The sequence below is a fragment of the Streptococcus sp. 2021WUSS109 genome, from assembly GCF_044427305.1.
Classification (GTDB): Bacteria; Bacillota; Bacilli; order Lactobacillales; family Streptococcaceae; genus Streptococcus; species Streptococcus suis.
Genome location: NZ_JAOTGF010000003.1, coordinates 19820 through 41742, shown reverse-complemented (window position 1 = coordinate 41742; position 21923 = coordinate 19820). Strand labels below are relative to the sequence as shown.

22 protein-coding genes are annotated in these 21923 nt (G+C 42.2%); 14 read left to right on the top strand and 8 right to left on the bottom strand.

Going from position 1 to position 21923, the window contains the following annotated elements; genetic code table 11:
• The first annotated feature begins 16 nt into the window (after positions 1 to 16).
• Together dltC and dltD are read left to right on the top strand one after the other, a co-directional pair.
• Complete coding sequence (gene dltC, locus ODU37_RS01755) at positions 17 to 256, top strand: D-alanine--poly(phosphoribitol) ligase subunit DltC (RefSeq protein WP_002937198.1); 240 nt, start codon at positions 17 to 19, stop codon at positions 254 to 256.
• Positions 249 to 1514: a D-alanyl-lipoteichoic acid biosynthesis protein DltD gene (gene dltD, locus ODU37_RS01750; RefSeq protein ID WP_249562271.1), complete on the top strand. Its 1266-nt coding sequence runs from the start codon at positions 249 to 251 to the stop codon at positions 1512 to 1514. Before dltC ends, dltD begins: the two co-directional genes overlap by 8 nt.
• A gap of 89 nt (positions 1515 to 1603) precedes the next feature.
• On the opposite strand, the gene ODU37_RS01745 is transcribed toward dltD, so the two are convergent.
• Both ODU37_RS01745 and ODU37_RS01740 read right to left on the bottom strand, forming a co-directional pair.
• Positions 1604 to 2719: a low temperature requirement protein A gene (locus tag ODU37_RS01745; protein WP_249562270.1), complete on the bottom strand. Its 1116-nt coding sequence runs from the start codon at positions 2717 to 2719 to the stop codon at positions 1604 to 1606.
• 451 nt (positions 2720 to 3170) lie between these two features.
• Positions 3171 to 4133 (bottom strand): glutathione S-transferase family protein, encoded by a 963-nt coding sequence (locus ODU37_RS01740; RefSeq protein ID WP_172032809.1) that lies wholly within the window; start codon positions 4131 to 4133, stop codon positions 3171 to 3173.
• A 132-nt stretch (positions 4134 to 4265) separates the two neighbouring features.
• On the opposite strand from ODU37_RS01740, the gene ODU37_RS01735 reads away from it, so the two are divergent.
• The gene (locus ODU37_RS01735) at positions 4266 to 4982 is read left to right on the top strand and encodes a pseudouridine synthase (protein ID WP_105105513.1); all 717 of its coding nucleotides are present in this window, start codon (positions 4266 to 4268) and stop codon (positions 4980 to 4982) included.
• Positions 4983 to 4996: 14 nt separating this feature from the next.
• The gene (locus ODU37_RS01730) at positions 4997 to 5476 is read left to right on the top strand and encodes a glutathione peroxidase (RefSeq protein ID WP_249562269.1); all 480 of its coding nucleotides are present in this window, start codon (positions 4997 to 4999) and stop codon (positions 5474 to 5476) included.
• A gap of 18 nt (positions 5477 to 5494) precedes the next feature.
• Here ODU37_RS01730 and ODU37_RS01725 read toward each other — a convergent pair whose 3' ends face one another.
• The 5 genes from ODU37_RS01725 to ODU37_RS01705 form a co-directional block, all read right to left on the bottom strand.
• On the bottom strand, positions 5495 to 6496 hold the full coding sequence (locus ODU37_RS01725) for an iron ABC transporter permease (RefSeq protein WP_249562268.1): 1002 nt from the start codon (positions 6494 to 6496) through the stop codon (positions 5495 to 5497).
• On the bottom strand, positions 6493 to 7518 hold the full coding sequence (locus ODU37_RS01720; protein WP_172032807.1) for an iron ABC transporter permease: 1026 nt from the start codon (positions 7516 to 7518) through the stop codon (positions 6493 to 6495). Before ODU37_RS01720 ends, ODU37_RS01725 begins: the two co-directional genes overlap by 4 nt.
• A 13-nt stretch (positions 7519 to 7531) precedes the next feature.
• A complete protein-coding gene (locus ODU37_RS01715; protein WP_249562267.1) occupies positions 7532 to 8461 on the bottom strand; it encodes an ABC transporter substrate-binding protein in 930 nt (309 codons plus the stop codon).
• Between the two features lie 12 nt (positions 8462 to 8473).
• Positions 8474 to 9259, bottom strand: coding sequence for an ABC transporter ATP-binding protein (locus ODU37_RS01710; protein WP_014636900.1), 786 nt, complete (start codon positions 9257 to 9259; stop codon positions 8474 to 8476).
• Between the two features lie 414 nt (positions 9260 to 9673).
• Positions 9674 to 11119 (bottom strand): UDP-N-acetylmuramoyl-L-alanyl-D-glutamate--L-lysine ligase, encoded by a 1446-nt coding sequence (locus ODU37_RS01705; RefSeq protein ID WP_249562266.1) that lies wholly within the window; start codon positions 11117 to 11119, stop codon positions 9674 to 9676.
• Positions 11120 to 11266: 147 nt separating this feature from the next.
• Here ODU37_RS01705 and ODU37_RS01700 point away from each other — a divergent pair, with 147 nt between their 5' ends.
• The 6 genes from ODU37_RS01700 to ODU37_RS01675 all read left to right on the top strand — a co-directional run bounded on the left by ODU37_RS01700 (position 11267) and on the right by ODU37_RS01675 (position 18075).
• A complete protein-coding gene (locus ODU37_RS01700; protein ID WP_014735985.1) occupies positions 11267 to 12013 on the top strand; it encodes a 1-acyl-sn-glycerol-3-phosphate acyltransferase in 747 nt (248 codons plus the stop codon).
• Positions 12014 to 12081: 68 nt separating this feature from the next.
• Entirely contained in the window at positions 12082 to 12744 is a 663-nt protein-coding gene (locus tag ODU37_RS01695) for a helix-hairpin-helix domain-containing protein (RefSeq protein WP_105153282.1), read from the top strand.
• Positions 12728 to 14965: a DNA internalization-related competence protein ComEC/Rec2 gene (locus tag ODU37_RS01690; protein ID WP_105158683.1), complete on the top strand. Its 2238-nt coding sequence runs from the start codon at positions 12728 to 12730 to the stop codon at positions 14963 to 14965. Before ODU37_RS01695 ends, ODU37_RS01690 begins: the two co-directional genes overlap by 17 nt.
• Positions 14966 to 15220: 255 nt before the next feature.
• Entirely contained in the window at positions 15221 to 15877 is a 657-nt protein-coding gene (locus ODU37_RS01685; protein WP_002935353.1) for a CBS domain-containing protein, read from the top strand.
• A 93-nt stretch (positions 15878 to 15970) separates the two neighbouring features.
• Positions 15971 to 16798: a hypothetical protein gene (locus tag ODU37_RS01680; RefSeq protein WP_105159131.1), complete on the top strand. Its 828-nt coding sequence runs from the start codon at positions 15971 to 15973 to the stop codon at positions 16796 to 16798.
• A gap of 5 nt (positions 16799 to 16803) precedes the next feature.
• Complete coding sequence (locus tag ODU37_RS01675) at positions 16804 to 18075, top strand: toxic anion resistance protein (RefSeq protein ID WP_249562265.1); 1272 nt, start codon at positions 16804 to 16806, stop codon at positions 18073 to 18075.
• Positions 18076 to 18111: 36 nt separating this feature from the next.
• Here the strand turns inward: ODU37_RS01675 and ODU37_RS01670 are convergent, their stop codons facing one another.
• Positions 18112 to 18978, bottom strand: a complete 867-nt coding sequence (locus ODU37_RS01670) for a YitT family protein (protein ID WP_044668687.1) — start codon at positions 18976 to 18978, stop codon at positions 18112 to 18114.
• A 174-nt stretch (positions 18979 to 19152) separates the two neighbouring features.
• On the opposite strand from ODU37_RS01670, the gene tmk reads away from it, so the two are divergent.
• From tmk to rsmI, 4 genes are read left to right on the top strand one after another with little or no spacing between them, the layout of a single operon-like run.
• Entirely contained in the window at positions 19153 to 19791 is a 639-nt protein-coding gene (tmk, locus tag ODU37_RS01665; RefSeq protein ID WP_105159129.1) for a dTMP kinase, read from the top strand.
• Complete coding sequence (locus tag ODU37_RS01660; protein WP_105159128.1) at positions 19788 to 20672, top strand: DNA polymerase III subunit delta'; 885 nt, start codon at positions 19788 to 19790, stop codon at positions 20670 to 20672. The genes tmk and ODU37_RS01660 overlap by 4 nt, the downstream gene beginning before the upstream one ends.
• 19 nt (positions 20673 to 20691) lie before the next feature.
• Positions 20692 to 21009, top strand: coding sequence for a DNA replication initiation control protein YabA (gene yabA, locus ODU37_RS01655; protein WP_002935361.1), 318 nt, complete (start codon positions 20692 to 20694; stop codon positions 21007 to 21009).
• A gap of 1 nt (position 21010) precedes the next feature.
• Positions 21011 to 21874 carry a 16S rRNA (cytidine(1402)-2'-O)-methyltransferase gene (gene rsmI / locus ODU37_RS01650; RefSeq protein WP_105159127.1) on the top strand — a complete coding sequence of 288 codons (864 nt, stop codon included), beginning with the start codon at positions 21011 to 21013 and terminating at the stop codon, positions 21872 to 21874.
• The last annotated feature ends 49 nt before the right edge of the window (positions 21875 to 21923 follow it).

Genomic DNA, 21923 nt, shown 5'->3' with positions numbered 1-21923 from the left:
TAGAAAGGAATATAAAATGGATGTAAAAGAAACAATATTGAATATTATCGAAGAATTATTTATGGAAGATGTATCTGAAATGATGGATGAAGACCTATTTGATGCGGGTGTTTTGGATAGTATGGGGACCGTAGAACTTATTGTGGAGTTAGAAAGTCGTTTTAATATTACAGTTCCAGTTTCAGAGTTTGGTCGTGAAGATTGGAATACAGCTAACAAAATCATTTCTGGTGTTGTGGAGTTGATGCATGCGTAAGCAATTGTGGCAGATTTTTGGGCCTGTGATTTGTGCAACGTTTTTAGTTATTCTCACGTTGTTGTTTTTCCCGAGTTCTTCTCGGTCAAATTTCAAAGAAGAAAAACAAGATGCAGTAGCATTGTCTTATATTAGTTTTAAGAGCAAATATAAGAAAAATAGGGCTCTGGGAGACAAAAATCATCGTTTTGTTCCTTTCTTTGGGTCAAGTGAATGGTCACGTTTTGATAGTATGCATCCGTCAGTGTTGGCAGATGCCTATCAGAGAGAGTATACCCCCTATTTGTTAGGACAACGTGGTGCAGCTTCGCTGACACAATATTTTGGCATGCAACAGATTGGGGCACATTTAAAAAATAGTCAGGCTATCTATGTTGTTTCTCCTCAATGGTTTTCACCCAAAGGGGCATCATCTAAGGCATTTGAACAATATTTTAGTAGTGATCAAGCTACTCATTTTCTGCAAACAAGTGCTGGGGATGACTATGATAGATATGCAGCAAAGCGTTTCTTAGAGCTTAAATCAGACTGTAGTTTGACAGGAATGTTTCAAAAAGTAGCTAGTGGTAAGGAATTGTCGAAATGGGATAGAGAGCAGTTGATCTGGCAAGCCTATTTATTAGAAAAGCAAGATGCCTTATTTAGTCGCTTTGCTGATTCTGGTAGTAATTTAGGATTGGTAGAAACGGAAGCGATGAAACTTCCAGAGACTTTTTCCTATGACCGCTTGAGTAAAGTGGCTAATGAGGACGGGAGTCGTTCTACTCAATCAAATGATTTCCAAATTGATGATAGGTTTTATAGAAATCGCCTTCAGTCAAAAATCAAAAAACTCAAACAATCCCAGACAAAAATATCTTATCTGCAATCACCGGAGTACAATGATTTTCAGCTGGTTTTGAATGAATTTGCTAAACATCAGACTGATGTGCTATTTGTAATTCCCCCGGTTAATGAACGTTGGATGAACTACACTGGTCTCAATAAAGATATGTATCGGGCAACAGTAGCAAAGATTAAGTACCAGTTGACCAGTCAAGGTTTCAATCATATTGCTGATTTGTCGGAGCAGGGGGGGATAGATTATTTTATGCAAGATACGATCCACATCGGTTGGCAAGGCTGGCTGGAGCTTGATAAGTATATCCACCCATTCTTGACAGAACAACAGGCGCCTGTTCATTATCAGCTAAAAAAAGAATTTTTAACTTCCGAATGGGCTACGTACAAGGGAGATTTTAACCTATTTTTGAAATAGTTAGATACAGTTATAATAAAAAGCAAGAAGGCTTTGAATTAGGAAGTCTCCTTGCTTTTTTTGTTCTTTTATTGTAATAAACTGAATGATTATATATCTTCTCCCAACAAACTTTGGTTGGCTTTGCGGAAGCGAATAACATGATAGGCAACCATAGCGTGTGAGAGCAGGTTTAAGATAACAAATAGTAGGATATTTGAATGACCATCCAGCAATAAGGCAACATTTCCAATTAGTAAAATGAGAGCATAGATAAACAGCCCTCTCCTGCCAACGTGATGGACTTGTTGATTATAGAAGGAGGTCGAAAGGATACCACTATAGAAGAGAAGGTTTCCTACAATCAGCATGGGCAAGGCCAAATGATTGTGGTGGCTAGGGAAAAGTTCCATTGCCACTGTGAAGAAATTCAAACCAAGGACAATCACCAAGTGAGCGTATAGCAGAACAGTCGCATCTGCCTTGCGGTGATGGTCGATAGTGAGATAGGTCTGAGAAATATAGAAGATGAACAGAGTCGCCATAGCGAAGAAGAGGAGGATTCCTTCCAAAGGAAGTTCTAGAAGCGGGTAATTTTTGATAATAGCGATGACGGTCTCACCGAAAGTGATAATGGTGATTAGCTGGCAACGTTCCACCATGTGCGGAAAGTTGACGGGGTCATGACTTATTCTCTTTTGGAAGAAGAAGGAAATCAAGAAGGGAATGATATAGACAATCAACATTCTCTCATCGTTGGTCCAGAGCTTGAAAACGACTAAAATGGTTGCACCAGCAAAGATAGCAATATAAGAGGCTAACATCTGCAAGGTTGCCTTAATGTCCTCATTAAAGCCAATCCGTCTTCCTCTCAGATAGTATTGTAGGAAGATTAGGACATAGGACAGTGTCAAGAAGGCGTTAAATGGCAGAGCTGTTTTTTCAAAATCATTGCTGAAATTGAGGGACATGTTTCCAATCAGGTACATGGATGGAATAATCGTAAAAATATCTAGAAAGTCTCGTTCGCCGTATTTATTTAGATAGATGGTTTCATTCATCCACAAGGTCATGATAATCAAGTTTGCAGTGATAAAGGTGACAATCTCCTTGAAACCGATATGGTCACCATGTAGCAAGCCCGTCAGTGAAGAAGTAGCAAGGACAAAGACCAAATCATAAAACAATTCATAGTTGGATACACGTTTTGCCTTAATGTCAGACATGTTAATCTCCTCTTTCTGAAAATCTGAAATATTATACCACAGAAATTGTGAGGGAGCAAACTAGTCATTTTGGGATAATGTTCGTGGGAATTTCTGTAAGTGTCATTCGATTCTTGATTCTTTAGTGGATAAAAACTTGTTTTTAATAGTATAAATTATCCCTTTTATGATATACTATCTAAGTCGCAATCACTAAACAGCGCAGGTTGGGAGGTGAGAACTTTATGCTACATACATTTCTTGAACTTGTTTTGCTACCGCTGCTAGTCAGCGTAGTTGCAGAACTTATTGCGGAGTGGCTAATCCGTAAGTGGCAAAACAAACGCGACAATTAACTTAGCCTGCGTGCCTTGAGCAAGCACAAAAAACACCCACGGTGGCCGCCATGGGTGTTTTCTTTATGCTTGCATTTCTTGAACTCGTAAGCATCCCTAGTATAACACACTTGACTTTAGTTTTCAAGTGTCCAGTCCAAGTCAGGGCCGACTGGGACAATACCTGTTGGGTTAATGGTCTTGTGGCTACCATAGTAATGCTGCTTGATATGGTCGAAGTCCACCGTTTCAGCAATACCTGCATGGTTGTAAAGATGTTTGGTATAGTTCCATAGGTTTGGATAATCAACCAAGGCCTTGCTATTGCATTTGAAATGCCCAAAGTAAACAGGATCGAATCGTACCAAAGTGGTAAAGAGTCGAATATCAGCCTCTGTCAGCTGATTGCCCACCAGATAGTTCTTGTCTGCCAAATGCTCTTCTAATTTATCTAAGGCGACAAAAAGGTTCTTGACCTCTTTTTCATAAACTTTTTGGTTGGTTGAAAATCCAGCCTTGTAGACGCCGTTGTTGATGTTTGGATAGACAAAGTCATTCATGGCATCAATCTCGGCTTGCAGGTTTGCTGGATAGTAGTCATCGTAATTTCCAGTAATATCATTAAAAGCAGAGTTGAACATGCGCATGATTTCAGCGGATTCGTTGCTGACGATGGTATTTGTTTCCTTATCCCAAAGGACAGGCACAGTCACACGGCCAGTGTAATTTGGGTCGGCTTTCAAATACACCTGATAGAGATAGTCGCTGTTAAAGAGGGAATCCTTGATAACACCAGATCCATCCGCGAAAGTCCAACCATTTTCCAACATGAGCGGATGGACGATTGACTGGGAAATGTGGTCTTCCAGACCCTTCAATTTTCGCATGATTAAGGTCCGACTGGCCCAAGGACAGGCCAAAGAAATGTAGAGATGGTAACGTCCTGATTCAGCCTTAAAACCACCCTCACCTGTCGGCCCTGCTTGTCCATCAGGTGTAATCCAGTTGCGAAATTGTGTTACGGTACGGACAAATTTACCGCCTGTTGACTTGGTGTCATACCATTGATCCACCCATTTACCATCTTGTAAAAGTCCCATGAATTTTCTCCCTTACTGAAAAAATAGGAAATTCCATTATGGATTTCCTTTGTAAAAAAATATATCACTAACTAGTATTATAAAGGTTTTTTAAAAAGAGTCAAGCCATATGATTTGTGATACAATAGTCCCATGAGATTAGACAAATGTATGGAGGCGGCTCAGATTGGCTCGCGCAAGCAAGTTAAAAAACTTTTCAAAGCCCAGCAAATCAAGATTAACGGACAAGCAGCTCAAAGCCTAAGCCAAATTGTTGACCCAGAGTTGCAAACGATCCAAGTATCGGGTAAAAAAGTTGCATTAGAAGGCTCTGCCTATTATTTACTTTACAAACCAGCTGGAGTCGTTTCAGCTGTGAGGGATAAAGACCACCAAACTGTCATCGACTTGATTTCCCCACAAGACAGTAGGGAAGGTCTCTACCCCGTCGGTCGTTTAGACAGGGACACCGAAGGTCTAGTCCTTATCACCAACAACGGTCCGCTCGGCTATCGGATGCTCCATCCCAGCCATCATGTGGAAAAGGTCTATTATGTAGAGGTGAATGGACGGTTGGGAGAGGATGCACCAGCATTTTTTGCCTCAGGCATTGCATTCTTGGATGGAACACGGTGTCAGCCTGCAGACTTAACTATTTTGGAAGCTACTTTGGACCATAGCAGAGCGACCATCAAGCTGGCTGAAGGCAAATTTCATCAGGTTAAGAAGATGTTTTTGGCCTATGGTCTCAAGGTCACCTATCTCAAACGCATCGCTTTTGGTGGGTTTGAGCTCGGAGATTTGGAACGAGGTGCATACAGACAACTCAGTCCAAATGAAATGGAACATTTGTTAACTTATTTTGATTAATGTAGGAAATGAGAATGAGCATTTACGATATTGCAGTTCAAAAACAAGATAGAACAGACCAGTCCATGGCTGATTATCAAGGACAGGTGCTTTTGATTGTCAATACGGCGCCAGGTTGTGGGTTGGCACCTCAATACAAGGAACTACAGGAGTTATATGATTGCTATAAAGACAGAGGTTTTGTCGTGCTAGATTTTCCTTGCAATCAATTTTTAAATCAGGCTCCCGGTTCTGCTGAAGAAATCAATCAGACCTGTAGTTTGACTTATGGAACAACCTTTCCTCGCTTTGCAAAAATTGAAGTGAACGGTGTAGGAGCTAGTCCGCTATATCGCTATCTTAAGAAAGAAAAATCGACCTTATTAGGAGGTCGAATCGAGTGGAATTTTACCAAGTTTTTGGTGGATAGACAAGGGCGTGTGGTCAAACGCTATTTACCAACGACTAGTCCATTAAAACTTAAAGAGGATATTGAACTTTACCTAGAAAAATAACAAGAAGGCTGGAGTCATCTAGCCTTCTTGTTTTAGTAACCACAGAAAATAGGGAGCGCCGATAAGGGAGACGATGATACCGGTTGGGATGCCTGTTCCGACAAGTAGTACTCGTCCTATGGTATCCGCTAGAAGTAGAATGAAGCTTCCTATTATCATAGTAGCTGGAATGATGACACGATGGTCATTTCCTAACCATTTGCGCACAATGTGACCAGCAATGAGACCAACGAAGGTGATATTACCAACTAAAATGACACTAAGAGAGGCTAGGGCGGTAGCCAATACCAAGGTAATCCGCCTTTCACGCTGTAAGTGGAGTCCCAAAGCCATGGCTGTCTGGTCGTTTAGATTCATAATATTGAGTGAGCGACTTCGACTAAACGTTGCCATCCATACCAATAGAAGAAGAGGAGTATAGATTGCGATAGTTTTCCAATCTCCACCATTTACTCGACCGCTGAGCCACTGGACAATGTATTCCATCTTAAAGTCATCTAATTGGCTGATGATGCTGACCATGATACCAGACAGCATGCTCGAAATTCCAACTCCCGTGATAATTAAGCGTGCAGGATGGATGCCGTACAGCTTCTTACGTGCAATCCAGTAAACTAGAAAAATGGTTAATCCACCGCCCATCATAGCAAATAGAGGCATGAGACTCAATAAGCCAGGGCTGATTTTTGAAGAGAGACCGACAAATAGTGCCACAACAAGACCAGCTCCTGCGTTGATTCCTAATATTCCAGAATCTGCCAGAGGATTGCGGGTCAAAGTTTGTAGCAACAAACCCGCCAAAGCCAGAGAAGCCCCTCCGATAATGGAGGCGATTATTCTAGGTAAGCGAATTCGTCCAATGATAAGTAGAGTCGATGAACTGGCACGCCCACTCATGATGACGATGAGATCCGAAAAGGATGAATTGCTATAGCCGATAGATAAGGAAAGTAGGAAAATGACAAATAAAAGGATTAGCAGGAATGTGAATATTTTTAGATAGTTGTGATGTCTTATCAAAAGTGTTTCTCCTTTCTAATCAACCATAGGAAGCAAGGGAGACCAATGATACTGATGACTGCGCTAATGGGAGTTTCAACAGGTGGATTGATAGAACGGCAAACCAAATCTACCCAGATGAGGAAACTAGCCCCTGCAAAAGCAGTTAATGGCAAGAGTAGCTTGTAATTTTTCCCTGTAAACATGCGGATAAAGTGAGGAATAATGAGTCCGACAAAAGAAAGTGAGCCCACAAGAGCTACCGCAGAAGCTGAGAGTAGAAGGACAATTCCCAACAAAATCAAGGTCATCAGTAAGGTTCGTTGCCCTAGATTTTTAGCAACGGTTTCGTTGAGACTCAGGATGGTCAGCTGATGCGAAAAGAGTTGAGCAAGGATGAGGCCAATGATGATAAGAGGAGCGATGATGGCCAGCATCTTCCAGTTTACCTGTACCAATCCCCCTGCTTGCCAGCCAATCACTGCAGTTGATAAATCAAAGTAGATAGTAATAGCCTGACCAATAGCAGAAAATAGACTTGCTACCATGGCGCCAGATAAAATTAACCGTAGTTGATTGTAGCCTTTTTGTACCTGATAAGCTAGACCAAAGACTAGACCGGCTGCCAGACAGGAGCCCAGTAAACATATTAATAAAATTTGACTGTAGTGCAAACCACCGAATAGAGCATAGGCAACGATGAGAGCAAGTCCTGCGCCAGCATTGATTCCTAATAAGCCAGGATCAGCAATCGGATTGCGTGTAATTCCTTGCATCATTGCCCCAGCTTGAGCCATGGCAGCTCCCACCAAGATGGCGGCTACCATTCTAGGCAAACGCAAATCGATGATAACATCCTGAGCGGAAGAATCTGTCAGTGGATGCCTTAGGGTTTCTATCAGTTGTTGGTGGCTATAAGAAATAGCTCCAAAGCGTAAACTAAGATAGCCTCCAGCTATGAAAGAAAGACAGATGATGAAAAAAACAAGCCAAATATTCTTTGGCTTTGTTTTGGGATAATGAGAACTTACTAGTTTGTTCATATATCCAGTCCTTTTACTGAAGTTTTTGAATTGCTGAGACAAAGGCGTCAATTTGTAAATCTAAAGACATCGGGTCGGAGAAGTAGAAGAGGTTGTAGTCTACCTCGATGACGTGACCATTCTTTACAGCAGGTAGATTTTTCCAAATATCACTTTCTTTGAGAGATGCAGCTGCTTCTTTTGTTTTATCATTGACGTTAACAAGCACATAGTCGCCAACGTATTCTGGAAGGGCTTCCTGAGATACCCCAAACCAGCCTTCTTTACTGATAATGTCTTCTTGAACCTTTGCAGGAGCAGCAAAACCGAGAGCGCGATAGACTAATTCTCCACCACGACCAAAGTTGTTACCGTAAAGGAAGATGTTTTTATCGAAGAAGTCCATGACAGTAAATGTTGAACTTGTATCAATCAATCCGTTCAATTCCTCTTTCGCAGTAGCAACTTTCTTATCCCATTGATTTAACCAGGCTTGTGCTTCCTTTTCTTTTCCAAAAATCTGACCAATATCTGTCAGCATTTTCAAGTAGTCACTCTTTCCATAAGTGATTTCAATAACTGGAGCAATTTCTTTCAGTGTTTCTAAGTTATCATCACCAGCAAATACTAGAATAACATCTGGCTTTTGTGCGGCAATCGCTTCTGTATCTGCCGTTGTCAATTGTGGAACATCCTTTAGTTTGTCTCCAAAGACGGGACTATTTTTCTCTAAATCTAGACTATAGCTAGATACATCAATTCCTAATTGTAAGAGATAGCCTGTGTAAGAGTAAGCAAAGTTGACAACTTTTTTAGGATTTTTTGGAATGTCACCGTGGTAAGTAATGCCTTCAATCTTTGGCATGCTAGACAGTTCTACGTCTGTTGAAGAGGAAGAGGTAGAACAAGCTGTTAAGAAAATCAGCCCAACAAATAAACTAAAAATAGCTAAAAACTTTTTCATTTTTTCTCCTTATTATTTTTTTAAATCGTAAGTTAGCAAAATAGGGTAATCTTGACCAGCAACCTGCATCAATTGAGGTTCAATGCTAAAAATGTCCCTCAGTATCTCAGTTGTCATCATATTGGACACAGACCCATGGTAGCGAATATCTCCCTCTTTCATGGCAATCATATAATCTGAAAATCGAGCTGATAAATTGACATCGTGAAGGACCATCACAATGGTTTTCTGTCGGCTTTGATTCAGTTCTTTTAAAAGTTCTAAGACTTCCAATTGATGATTGAGATCAAGATAGGTTGTTGGTTCATCTAAGAAAATGGTATCCGTATCTTGGGCAAGTGCCATCGCAATCCAAACACGTTGCCTCTGACCACCTGATAAATCATCAACTGGTAACCTAGCGTAGGGAGCGGTCTGGGTGACTTCCAAGGCCCAGTTGATTTTCTCTCTATCCTGATCTGTGAGATGTCCCAGCCCATTTTGATGCGGAAAGCGACCATAGGAGACCAGTTCATAAACGGAAATCCCTTCTGTCGCTTCTAAGACCTGAGGGAGCAGGGCCAATTTTTTTGCGACTTCTTTGGTTGGTAGTTGTGAAATGGCTTGTCCATCTAAATAGATAGCCCCTTCTTGAACAGGAATAATCCTTGTCAACGCCTTAAGCAAGGTCGATTTTCCACAGCCATTGGCACCAATGATTGTCGTTATACTTCCTTTTGGAATACTTGTTGATAATTCATCAATAATAATCCGGTTGTCGTAAGAGACTTGGATATTTTCCGCTTGAATCGAAGACACAAACTCCTCCTTTCCAGAATATGATTCATTAATAATTTGTTCCGACCAGTATTATATCAAAAAAATCCACCAAAACAAAGAGTTTTCTGAAAATTTTAATTCAATGAGAATCGTTATAAAAAAGAGGCTGGGCAGAAAGTCCAGCCTCGCTTCTCAGAGCTCGTGTCAACATCTCAGCGCAGTGGTTGATTGGCAGATTTGTTCGTGTTTCACACTCCAAATCTGACCTCTACGACTGATGCGAACAGAGTTCGCTTCATCTCCAACCTCAAACTGTCTCCCAGACAGTTTGAGCTGTGCGGGGGTGGGAGTGAAACAGTCTAGGGATAGACTGTTTCAGCTCAACAACTAGAAATAAAGACTTGTTGACGAACTCTTTTTAAACTGGTCGAGTTCTTTCCCACTCCCCGTATGTTACAAATATTGTTTTGCTACTTCCAAATCACCGTCATAGGCGGCCTTTTCGCCGTTTACAATCTGGTAGGTATCGGCTCCCTTGCCTGCGATGATGACCGCGTCCCGAGAAGAAGTTGTCTGGCTCATAGCGGTACGGATAGCTTCTTCCCGGTCCAAGATAAAGTCACTTGGGCGAGTCATGTGGGCACGGATTTGTTCAGCAATAGCAGCTGGGTCTTCGCGGTTGGGGTCATCAGCTGTCAGAATGACCTCAATCTGCGGATAGTCGTTGAGCAGCAGTCCGAAGTCCTTGCGGCGACTTTCTCCCTTGTTACCAGGAGCTCCCAGAATCAAAATTACCTTTCCTGTCTGGTGTTCTAAGACGACATCAATCAGCTTCTTGACACTATCGCCGTTGTGGGCATAGTCTACAAAAACCTTGGCACCGTTCTGCTGGGTCAGGACTTCCATGCGGCCAGGGACATTGGTTTGGGCAATCCCTGTGTGAATATCTTCCAGACTTGCTCCCAAGCGAAGACAGGCTAATCCTGCTGCGATGGCATTTTCTTGATTGAAGCCACCGATCAGCTGAATATCGTAGTGGCCAGCTAATTTGCCGGTCACTGTGAAATCAAAACCTGCTGACTGACTAATCTGGTTTTCAGAAGTCGGTCCATAAAAGTCATGGTCTTTGGAGCTAACTTGGTCTTTCACCACTAGAAAATGGTCCATTCCAGCATTGACAATAGCCGCTCTGCTATTGTCAATCAAAAGCCGCTTATGGTAAAAATAGTCCTCAAAAGTCGGGTGCTCAATGGGGCCGATGTGGTCGGGGCTGATGTTGAGGAAGACGCCGACATCAAAGGTCAGCCCGTAAACCCGCTTGACCAAGTAAGCCTGACTGGACACCTCCATAATCAAGTGGGTCATGCCGTTCTTGGCCGCCTCCGCCATCATAGCAAAGAGGTCCAGACTCTCAGGCGTGGTCAAGGTGGACTTGAAGAAGGTTTTGCCGTCCAGCGTGGTATTCATGGTCGAAAGCATGGCAGGTTTCTTGCTCTGTTTAAGGATGTTAAAAGCAAAATAAGCCGCCGTTGTCTTACCCTTGGTGCCGGTGAAGGCTAGGAGTTTGAGCTGTTTCTGGGGATGACCATGAAAATCCATGGCAATCAGGCTCATAGCCTGCTTGATGTCGTGGACGATGATAGCAGGAATGCCGACCTCATAGTCGATTTCAGACACGTAAAAAGCCAGCCCAGCCTCAATAGCCTTTTCCAGAAATTCCTTCTTAAAGGCCAAACCCTTGGCAAAAAAGAGAGTCGTTGGGCTAACAGTCCGGCTGTCATAGCTGAGGGCATCAAACTGGACATCCGTCCAAGTGCTGTCAGTCTGGTTATTCTGTTTGATATGGCGGAAGTTGTCATCCGCCTTTAAGATGTCTAGTACACGTTCAATTTTAATCATGCTTCTATTGTAAACCTATCTAGTGGTTTTTACAAGTCGGGACCTTGTAATTAGTGGGCATTTTAATGGCAGGTTCTGAAAGAAAGTGACATTTCGTTCTGAAGCAAATTTGTGCTATAATAGGAGGGATTGAAAAAGGAGAAGTTTATGTTTTATTCTTATCTACGAACACTATTAACATTCTTGTTGTGGGCCATCAATGGCAATATTCACTATCATGATAGAGAGAAGATTTTGCCACAGGAGGAGAATTATATTCTTATCGCTCCGCACAAAACCTTCTGGGATCCAGTCTTTCTTGGCTACGCAGCTGCTCCTAAGCAGTTCATCTTTATGGCTAAAAAAGAACTCTTCAAGGACCGCGGTTTTGGCTGGTGGATTTCAAAATGTGGAGCCTTTCCAATTGACCGTGACAATCCTGGCATGGCAGCCATCAAGTATCCAGTTAACATGTTGAAAAAAAGTGACCGTTCGCTGGTCATGTTTCCTTCTGGAAGTCGTCATTCATCTGAGCTCAAAGGTGGTGTGGCGGTCATTGCCAAGTCAGCCAAGGTCAAACTCATGCCAGCTACCTATGTGGGTCCCATGACTATCAAGGGGCTCTTAGCTGGTGAGCGAATCGATGTGGCTTTTGGAAATCCTATCGATGTTTCGGACATCAAGCGTATGGATGATGCAGGTACAGCAGAAGTAACTAGCCGAATTGAGGCTGAGTTCAAACGCTTAGATGACCATGCGGCATCTTTCCAAACCAAGAAAAAACCAAATATCTTGACTTATATCTATCGTATCCCAGTTCTTTTGCTGGTTGCTCTTATCTTGGGATTGACCTATGCCTTTAGCTATATTGCCAGCTTTTTCTGGCAACCAAGTACTCAGTTGGATAAAAAATAATATAATGAAACTCGTAAATTTGCGAGTTTTTTTGTTTCTTTTACGAACTATATAGGTGGAGGTAATTTATGGATACGATTAAAACTTATATAGAAATGCTTAAAGAATACAAGTGGCAAATTGCTCTGCCCGCAGTGGCTGGCTTGCTAATGGCGACGTTCTTAATATTCAGTCAACCAGCCAAGTCTGACCAGACAGGACTGACAGATTTTCCGCAGACCGCACAAACTTCTAGTAGCTCTGACTTGGTCGAGGAAACCAGTACAGAAGCAAGTGAAGAGCCCAGCCAGCTGGTCGTTGATGTCAAAGGAGCGGTAGTAAAACCAGGGCTCTACACTTTAGAAGCTGGTGCGCGTGTCAATGATGCAGTTGAAGCAGCTGGCGGCTTGACCAGTCAGGCAGAGCCCAAGTCTATCAATCTGGCTCAGAAGCTTAGCGACGAAGCGGTGGTCTATGTGGCCGATAAGGATGAAAATATCTCGGTGGTTGCCAGTACGACTGCCAGCTCTGCTATGTCCCAAGACGAAAAAAATACCAGTCTAGTCAATCTGAATACGGCGACTGAGGCCGATTTGCAGACCATTTCTGGTATTGGTGCCAAGCGAGCGACGGACATTATCGCCTATCGTGAGGCCAACGGTGGCTTCAAGTCGGTGGATGACCTCAACAATGTGTCGGGCATCGGCGACAAGACTATGGAAAGCATCCGGCCTTATGTCACGGTTGAGTAAGCTCCCCTGCCAGCCCATCCACTTGGCCATCTTAGCAGTGGCGGCCTACTTTGTAGTCCACTCTTTTTCTCTCTTGACAATGGGCCTATTCAGTTTGGTGTTAACTGTCTTTGGTGTTCGGCAAGGTAAGACAGTTTTTCTCAAAACGCTGCCGCTTTTAGCCCTATGTGGTCTGGTTTTCGGATGCCAGAAGGTCCAATGGGAGCGGGCAGACCAGTCAGCCCCAGAGCAAGTCACAACTGTGCAGGTCATTCCAGATACTATTGACATTAACGGGGACAGTCTGTCCTTTCGCGGTCGGGCTGACGGACAAATCTATCAGGTGTTTTACAAATTAGCCAGTCAGGAGGAGCAGGCTTATTTTCAAAAGCTGGCAGACCTGGTCCAGCTAGAAGTGGAAGCAGAGGTCAGCCTGCCAGCTGGTCAGCGGAATTTCAAGGGTTTTGATTATCAGGCCTATCTGAAAACACAGGGCATCTACCGAACAGTCAAGATTACGGCAATCAAGAAGATTGTCCCTGTCCAGTCTTGGAATGTCTTTGACTGGCTATCAAGCTGGCGGAGGCAAGCCTTGGTCTATGTCAAAACCAATTTTCCGGCTCCCATGAGCCACTACATGACAGGGCTCTTGTTTGGGGAGCTTGATAGTGATTTCGACCAGATGAGTGACCTCTATTCCAGTCTAGGAATCATTCATCTCTTTGCCCTGTCTGGTATGCAGGTGGGCTTTTTCATCGACAAGTTTCGTTGGATTTTGTTGCGTCTGGGCTTGACCAAGGAAACAGTGGATAAGTTACAGATTCCCTTTTCCATTGTTTATGCTGGTTTGACAGGCTTTTCTGTGTCGGTGGTGCGGTCCTTGGTCCAGAAAATTCTGGGTAATATGGGCTTGCGGAAGCTGGATAATTTTGTGGTGACAGTTTTTGTCTGTCTGTTGATACTGCCCCGATTTCTGCTGACAGCTGGTGGTGTCCTGACCTTTACCTATGCTTTCTTGCTGACGGTTTTTGATTTTGAAGACTTGGGGCAGGTCAAAAAGGCTGTGGTGGAGAGCCTCAGTATTTCGCTGGGAATTTTGCCGGTGCTTATGACCTATTTCTATGCCTTTCAGCCTTTGTCTATCCTCTTGACTTTTGTCTTTTCCTTTGTCTTTGATGTCCTGCTTTTGCCAGGCTTGTCGGTCATTTTTCTCCTCTCACCCTTGGTCAAGATGACCTGGGTCAACGGATTTTTTGTCTTTATGGAAAAAATCATTGTCTGGGTGGCAGATTTGGGATTTCGGCCTTGGATACTGGGCAAGCCGTCTGAGCTGGTCCTCTTGCTTTTGCTGGTCAGCCTCTTCTTGCTCTACGATTTTCACAGGAGAAAGAAATGGGTGCTCGGACTGAGCATGGTCCTTGCTCTGCTATTTTTCATAACTAAACACCCGCTGGAGAACGAGGTGACGGTGGTGGACATCGGGCAGGGGGACAGCATCTTTTTGCGGGATATGCGGGGGCGGACGGTCCTGATTGATGTGGGCGGACGAGTTGATTTTGCGGCTAAGGAGGAGTGGCAGGAGCGGTCTAGGCAGGCAAATGCAGAGCGGACTTTGATTCCCTATCTGCATAGTCGGGGCGTGGACAGGATTGATAGTTTGGTCCTGACCCACACCGACACAGACCATGTGGGCGATGTGCTGGAAGTGGCGAAGCAGGTCCAGATTGGTCGGATTGTCGTGTCGCTGGGAAGTCTGACAGTGCCTGACTTTGTAGCGACTTTGAAAGAAATCAATGCTCCTGTCCATGTGGTAAAAGTGGGCGACCGCCTACCAATTTTTGACTCCTATCTGGAGGTCCTCTATCCAGACGGGACAGGCGACGGTGGCAATAATGACTCCATTGTCCTTTACGGTCGCTTGTTGGAAACCAATTTCCTCTTTACAGGGGACTTGGAGCAGGGGGAATTGGACTTGATAAAAGCCTATCCCAACCTGCCTGTCGATGTCCTCAAAGCCGGTCACCACGGTTCCAAAGGTTCTTCCTATCCTGAATTTTTAGACCATATCGGTGCCAAGATTGCCTTGGTATCTGCTGGAGAAAATAACCGCTACAAGCATCCCCATCAAGAAACCTTGGACCGCTTTGACAGTCGGAATATCCAAGTCTATCGTACCGACCAGCAAGGGGCAATCCGCTTCCGAGGCTGGAAGGAGTGGAGGATTGAAACGGTGAGGAGGTAAAATGATAAAACCTATGCACTTATGGTTCTATAGTTTCAAAGTTTATGTGCTTGCTGCCTTATTGGAAAGATGCTAACAATCTGTGATTGTAGCAGATTTGGGCTATCTCAGTCAGCAGTCTTGCTCATTCCATTGTATTTCAAATAGTCTATATTTTGAATTTAAGAATTGATTTTCATTTCTTTTCATTAAATATTGAAATCGTTTTCGGATTTGTGGTATAATAAAGTATGATTTACCAAAGGAGGAAGTCCTATGTCTGTTAAAGATTTTATGACCCGTAAAGTTGTTTATATTTCACCAGATACAACCATTGCACACGCTGCAGATATTATGCGTGAACAGGATTTGCACCGTCTACCTGTTATTGAAAATGATAAGTTGGTTGGTTTGGTCACTGAGGGAACGATCGCAGAAGCTAGTCCATCGAAAGCAACTAGCCTATCTATTTACGAGATGAACTACCTTTTGAATAAGACTAAGGTCAAGGATGTGATGATTAAGAATGTTATTACAGTCTCAGGTTACGCTAGTCTTGAAGATGCTGCTTATCTCATGTATAAAAACAAAGTGGGGATTCTTCCAGTTGTTGATAACGGTCAACTGTATGGGGTCATTACTGATCGTGATATTTTTGCAGCTTTTCTTCATGTCTCAGGTTATGGAGAGGAAGGAGTACGCGCTCGGTTCCTTGTTGAAAATAAGGCAGGGGAGTTAGAAAAAATTATTCGATTGGTGGCAGATAAGGATTATAATATTGTGTCTACTGTGCAACTTGCTACCAAGTCTGGAAAAGTTGTCATCGAAGTGCAGATTGACGGAAAAGTTGATGTTGAAGAAGTTCGAACTCTTTTCGAGGGTGCAGGTATCCAAGTGGATAGCTTGGTTCCGACTGTTGCTAAAAATATTTAAAAACCGAGATTTCTCGGTTTTTTTCTTTAGCTATCATTCTAGTATTTTAGGGGAATGTGATATAATAAAGTATATCATGTATGAGGAGGCTCTATGGGGCACAAATATAAAAAATATAAGAAATATGGTAAAAATAATTCAGGACTTGTGGCCCTCCTTGTTTTATTGGCAATCGGTTTTGTCATGAGTTTCTGGTATATCTTATTGCCCATTGGGCTCCTAATTGGCTATTTTTACAAGAGAGAGGCTATCCAGCGTTTTTTGAATAGAGATTCTATAAAACGCTTGCAGGTATTAGCGCTATCTATTCGTTCGGGCTATGAAAAGCATCAAGGGCTCTTGGTGGAAAAGGGTGAGGATAAGGTTGTGTTACAGTTGCGAAGCAGACTGTTAGGACAATTATTTGAATTAGATCAGCTCTATCAAAAAGTTGGAAAATATCTGAATGGATATGAAAGTAAAGAAGTTGTAGATACCTTGCAACTAAAATATCATTTAAAACTGCCAGAAGCTAAAACAGAAGAAAATACTGACACACAGGTTTCTACTGGTGGTAATGCAGTGATGGATGAACAAGGCATGATAGCGGATTTAGCTCCTGAAATTCTAGAAACCTATTGTAATATTCAAAGAGACAATCTTGTTATTCTTGAAAAGCTGGAAAAGGCGACAGATAAGAGGGAAGAATTGACAGCTATCCATGAGGCCAATATGAATCGGTTTAACGATATTTTACAGGGCTATTTGAAAATCAAAAAATCACCGAAAGATTATTTCAACGCAGAAGAACGATTGGTGCAGGCGAAATCAGCCATGGAAATTTTTGATAAGGATTTGGATGATACCATCAAACAATTTAACGAAGCGGATATGAAAGATTTTGAAGTCAGTCTGCGTATGATGAAAAGAGAAGAGGAATAGGGAAGATGTCAGGATTTAATTTCGATATTGATCAGATTGCTAATAATAGTTTATCAACTAAAGATAAGACAACAGAGCCTATTCAAGCGACTCCGACTGGAGATAATTCAAAAGTGTCTTTCTTGGCACAGTTGACACCGGAACAACAAACAGGTATTCGTGCCAAGGCTCCCCAATTGGTGGATAATTTCTTAGCTAATCAAAATGCCCTCTTGGATTTTGGTAAGGAAGCGGTAGAAGAAGTCAATGCCACGGTCAATCACATTTTGTCAGAACAGAAGAAGATTGAAATTCCACAGGTGGATGAGCTTTTGGCCAATACCAACCGTGAATTGAATGGTTTTGTGGCTAAGTATAAGGACATTTCCACAACTGCTGAATTAGAAAAGAAACCAGGTTTCTTCCAACGCCTGTTCAAGCAGACCAAAAATGATTTGCAGGAATTTTATTTTGATTCGCAGACCATTGAAAAGAAAATGGATAGCATGGCAGCCAGTGTGGTCAAGCAGGAAGAGGTGTTGGCGCGCAATATTGTTTCTGCAGAGCTTTTGATTGAAAATAATACCAAGTCTATCGAGAATTTGGTGGGGGTCATCGCCTTTATTGAAGCGACTGGTCAGGAAGTGGCAGAGCGTGCAAAATTGGCACAAGAAAACCTCGCAACTTTAGTACCGACTACAGTCGATTATCAAGTAGCTTCTGAGAAGTTAGCACGTGTAACAGAGGTTGCTAATATCCTCGAACAACAACATTCTGAGTATATGAGTCGCTTGTATGTCGCGTGGACAACGACACCGCAGATGCGTAATCTGGTCAAGGTTTCTTCGGATATGAAACAGCGCCTTGGGATGTTACGTCGCAATACTATTCCAACAATGAAATTGTCCATTGCACAGTTGGGCATCTTACAACAATCTATCAAGTCTAGCCAGACGGCAGATGCGATTGTCAATGCTAATAATGCTGCCCTTCAAATGCTTGCGGATACATCAAAAGAAGCCATCCCGATGATGGAACGCACAGCTCAGAATCCGACCCTTTCAGTAGCATCTGTTACCAAATTGGCAGAAAGTTTGGTTGTCCAAAATAATGGCATTATTGCAGCTATAGATGAAGGGCGTCAGAAACGTCGGGAGTTGGAAGCAGCTATTGTACGGTCAGCAGAGACTATCAACGATTCTGTTAAGCTACGCGATCAAAAAATTATTGCTGCTTTGCTGGAGCAAGGCAAAGAAGCACAGTCTGAGGCAGAGCAACCACTTGAAACCAATCAATAATATAAAACCTGCAGTTCAGCGAAACTGCAGGTTTGTTTAATGGCGTTCTATTGGTTTTTTATCTCGATCTAAAGTAAATCCCTCACCGAGTACTTCATGTGCGTCTGTAATGGTGATAAATGCGTGGGGGTCAATGCGATGAATAAGCTCCTTCATCTCTTGGAGTTGGCTCTTATATATGACCGAGTAAATCATGTTGACATCGGCTTTGCTGTAGAAACCTTGTGCTTTGATAAAGGTGACACCACGCTCGATTTCACAATCAATAGCCTGAGCCAGTTGGTCAGATTTTTGAGAAACAATCATAACACCCTTGCTACCATATCCGCCCTCCGTGACAAAATCAATAACCTTGGAAGCAATAGCAACCATCATTAAAGTATATAGAACTGTTCGGAGGTCTTTAAAAACAATAACAATCAGAGTTAGGATGAGGATGTCAACTGCAAGAATGATTTGTCCAATGGAGTAAGGTAGGAATTTATGACCTATACGAGCAATAATATCGCTTCCCCCAGTCGTTCCGCCAGCACGGAAGATGGTTCCTAATCCTAGTCCCATAAGAATCCCACCAAGGATACTAACGAGTATCAAATCTTGTTGTAGATTGATTGAAAAATGGATTTTTTCAAAAATGGCCAACCAAAAGGTAACGCTAAAGGTTCCTAAGATACTGAGATAGAGAGTCTTCCTTCCGAGTATTTTCCACCCGAGGATGAACAATGGAATATTAATCACAATGTTCATTATCCAAGGTTGAATATGAAAAAGGTAGTAAATAATCAGCGTCAATCCAGTTGCGCCACCCTCGAATAGACGATTGGGCATGATTAAATAATTTAGCCCAAAGGCAAATAGCCCTGCACCAAGCAAAATAAGTAAAATATTTTTCAAACGAACCATAAGCATCTCCGAATATGTGTATATATCAATTTTAAAAGATTTTCTTCTTAAAAACAAGTCAATTTTCAAGTGATTTTTTGACTAATTTTTGGTAAAATGGAATGAATATCTAAGAACCAGTCTTCACAAGTGAAGTGCTGAACTGTGCATACTGGTACTAAGAGCGAGGGAAAGATGAGAAACGGTTTTTTTATTACATTTGAAGGTCCAGATGGGGCAGGGAAAACAACGGTATTGCAACAGTTATTGCCAGCCTTGCAGGAATTGATGCCAGAAGTAGTCACAACTAGAGAGCCAGGTGGGGTGGCTATTGCAGAAGAAATTCGCAATATAATTCTCAATCCTGCCAATACTGAAATGGATGATAAGACGGAGCTGTTATTGTTCATTGCAGCACGACGTCAGCATTTGAAAGAGAAGATTCTTCCACCCTTGGCACAGGGGAAATTGCTCTTGATTGATCGTTTTATCGATTCCTCTATTGCCTATCAAGGATTTGGACGGGGTTTGGATATAGATGACATTCATTGGCTCAACCAGTTTGCAACAGATGGTTTAAAGCCAGATTTAACCCTCTATTTTGATATTGATACAGAAGAGGGGCTAGCTCGAATTGCCCGCAATGCTGACCGTGATGTGGATCGCTTGGATATGGAAAAAGCAGATATGCATAGACGGGTGCGTCAAGGCTATCTTAATATTTTAGAGCAAGAACCAGAGCGGTTTGTAAAGATTGATGCCAGCCAGCCACTAGAGGCTGTTGTTGCAGATGCTCTGGCGGTCATTAAGAAACGGTTTGCAGAAAGAACATGAAGATTGAAGAACTTAGAAACTTACAACCCAGTGTATTTCAACGTTTTGTGACAATTTTAGAGCAGAGACGTTTGGCACATGCCTATCTATTTTCAGGTGACTTTGCTAGTTTTGATATGGCAATTTTTCTCAGTCAATCGTTATTTTGTCAGGAGAAAGAAGGCGTCCTTCCTTGTCAGAAGTGTCGGTCTTGTCGTCTAATTGAAGCAAATGAGTTTTCAGATCTTACTGTTATTGCACCGCAGGGAAATGTTATCAAAACAGATACGATACGTGAATTAGTTAAGAATTTTTCACAATCTGGATTTGAATCCAATAAGCAGGTTTTCATTATTCGTGATGCTGAGAAAATGCATGCTAACGCAGCCAACTCTTTGCTAAAAGTGATTGAAGAACCTCAGTCAGCCATTCACATCTTCTTATTGACCAATCAGGAAGAAGCTGTCCTTCCTACTATCAAGAGTCGGACACAGATTATAGGTTTTCCTAAAAATATTCCGGCCATGGAGCGAATGTTAGAAGAGGAGGGCTTGTTAAAAACACAAGCGAATCTCTTAGCTCAACTGGTTTCAAGTCAAGAAGAAGCGAAAAAGTTAGCAGAAAATAAAAACTTTTTAGATTTGATGGGACAGACAAAGAAATTTACAGACTTGCTCTTGGTGGAGCCTACACGTGCGTATTTGCAAGTTGGAATCCTAGTGTCTTTAGCTGTGGAAAAAGCTGAGCAGGGACATTTGTTTGACCTTCTGAGTCTGATATTATCTGAGAAAATGATGGAATCGGCAAACGTACGTGAAAAAATGGATGCTGTTCTTAAGGCTAAGAAGATGTGGCAGGCAAACGTAAGTCTACAAAATAGTCTAGAGTACATAACTCTGTAAAATAAAAGAAAGGGAGATAATGGATAAAAAAGAAATTTTTGATGCCCTAGATGATTTTTCGCAAAATCTTCTAACCACGTTGGCAGAAGTGGATGCTATCAAAAAGCATTTACAGGGAGTTATTGATGAAAATACGACCCTCCGTTTGGAAAATTCCAAGTTGCGCGAACGTTTGGAAAAAGAAGATAAGACAGGCCATAAATCTTCCAACTTTGGTAAGGAGAATTTGGAGAATATTTACGAAGATGGTTTCCATATTTGTACCTTCTCTTATGGTCAACGTAGGGATAATGATGAACCTTGTATGTTCTGTGTGGAATTATTGAATCGAGATTAGGATGAAAGTACAAAAATCATTTAAGGGACAGACGAGTTTTGGGACTTTATATCTGGTGCCAACGCCTATTGGAAACTTACAGGATATGACATTCCGAGCTGTTCAGACCTTGAAAGAGGTGGATATAATTGCAGCGGAAGATACGAGAAACACAGGCCTCCTACTCAAACATTTTGAAGTAGAAACCAAGCAAATGTCTTTTCATGAACACAATGCCCATGAAAAAATTCCAGTTTTGATTGATTGGCTCAAATCTGGTCAGTCCATTGCGCAAGTTTCTGATGCAGGCCTGCCTTCCATTTCGGATCCTGGTCATGATCTGGTACGGGCAGCGATTGCGGAAGATATTCCTGTTGTAGCACTTCCAGGAGCATCGGCAGGAATTACAGCTTTGATTGCATCTGGTTTGGCACCCCAGCCACATATTTTTTATGGATTTTTACCGAGAAAAGCGGGACAACAAAAAGAATTTTTCCAAGAAAAAAAGACCTATCCTGAGACGCAAATTTTCTATGAATCTCCATATCGTGTGGTAGATACCTTAAAAAATATGTTAACAGTTTATGGTGATCGTCAGGTAACGGTTGTTCGAGAATTGACCAAGTTATACGAAGAATACCAGAGAGGAAGCATTTCCAAATTACTAGAGTATTTGGAAGAAAATCCACTTAAGGGAGAATGCTTGATTATTGTCGAGGGTGCTGGTGAGGAAGTCTATCCTTCTGCTGACGAAGTGGACTTGAAGGCTGAGGTAGAAAGGGAAATTGCAAGAGGCATAAAACCTAATCAGGCTATCAAAGAAGTGGCCAAACGCTACCAACTCAAAAAACAAGAAGTATACGATATATATCATGGACTAGGTTAAGGCCTAGTTTTTTTGTATGTTTATGCAATTTTATACTCTTCGAAAATCA

Bases quoted from the DNA above. Each gene is read 5' to 3' on its own strand.
- ODU37_RS01685 (WP_002935353.1), top strand. From the start codon at position 15,221: ATGTCTGTTAAAGATTTTATGACCCGTAAAGTTGTTTATATTTCACCA.
- ODU37_RS01690 (WP_105158683.1), top strand. From the start codon at position 12,728: ATGTCACGGTTGAGTAAGCTCCCCTGCCAGCCCATCCACTTGGCCATC.
- ODU37_RS01735 (WP_105105513.1), top strand. From the start codon at position 4,266: ATGAGATTAGACAAATGTATGGAGGCGGCTCAGATTGGCTCGCGCAAG.
- ODU37_RS01705 (WP_249562266.1), bottom strand. From the start codon at position 11,119: ATGATTAAAATTGAACGTGTACTAGACATCTTAAAGGCGGATGACAAC.
- dltC (WP_002937198.1), top strand. From the start codon at position 17: ATGGATGTAAAAGAAACAATATTGAATATTATCGAAGAATTATTTATG.
- ODU37_RS01695 (WP_105153282.1), top strand. From the start codon at position 12,082: ATGGATACGATTAAAACTTATATAGAAATGCTTAAAGAATACAAGTGG.
- ODU37_RS01660 (WP_105159128.1), top strand. From the start codon at position 19,788: ATGAAGATTGAAGAACTTAGAAACTTACAACCCAGTGTATTTCAACGT.
- ODU37_RS01740 (WP_172032809.1), bottom strand. From the start codon at position 4,133: ATGGGACTTTTACAAGATGGTAAATGGGTGGATCAATGGTATGACACC.
- rsmI (WP_105159127.1), top strand. From the start codon at position 21,011: ATGAAAGTACAAAAATCATTTAAGGGACAGACGAGTTTTGGGACTTTA.
- ODU37_RS01730 (WP_249562269.1), top strand. From the start codon at position 4,997: ATGAGCATTTACGATATTGCAGTTCAAAAACAAGATAGAACAGACCAG.
- ODU37_RS01715 (WP_249562267.1), bottom strand. From the start codon at position 8,461: ATGAAAAAGTTTTTAGCTATTTTTAGTTTATTTGTTGGGCTGATTTTC.
- yabA (WP_002935361.1), top strand. From the start codon at position 20,692: ATGGATAAAAAAGAAATTTTTGATGCCCTAGATGATTTTTCGCAAAAT.
- ODU37_RS01680 (WP_105159131.1), top strand. From the start codon at position 15,971: ATGGGGCACAAATATAAAAAATATAAGAAATATGGTAAAAATAATTCA.
- tmk (WP_105159129.1), top strand. From the start codon at position 19,153: ATGAGAAACGGTTTTTTTATTACATTTGAAGGTCCAGATGGGGCAGGG.
- ODU37_RS01720 (WP_172032807.1), bottom strand. From the start codon at position 7,518: ATGAACAAACTAGTAAGTTCTCATTATCCCAAAACAAAGCCAAAGAAT.
- dltD (WP_249562271.1), top strand. From the start codon at position 249: ATGCGTAAGCAATTGTGGCAGATTTTTGGGCCTGTGATTTGTGCAACG.
- ODU37_RS01675 (WP_249562265.1), top strand. From the start codon at position 16,804: ATGTCAGGATTTAATTTCGATATTGATCAGATTGCTAATAATAGTTTA.
- ODU37_RS01745 (WP_249562270.1), bottom strand. From the start codon at position 2,719: ATGTCTGACATTAAGGCAAAACGTGTATCCAACTATGAATTGTTTTAT.
- ODU37_RS01670 (WP_044668687.1), bottom strand. From the start codon at position 18,978: ATGGTTCGTTTGAAAAATATTTTACTTATTTTGCTTGGTGCAGGGCTA.
- ODU37_RS01700 (WP_014735985.1), top strand. From the start codon at position 11,267: ATGTTTTATTCTTATCTACGAACACTATTAACATTCTTGTTGTGGGCC.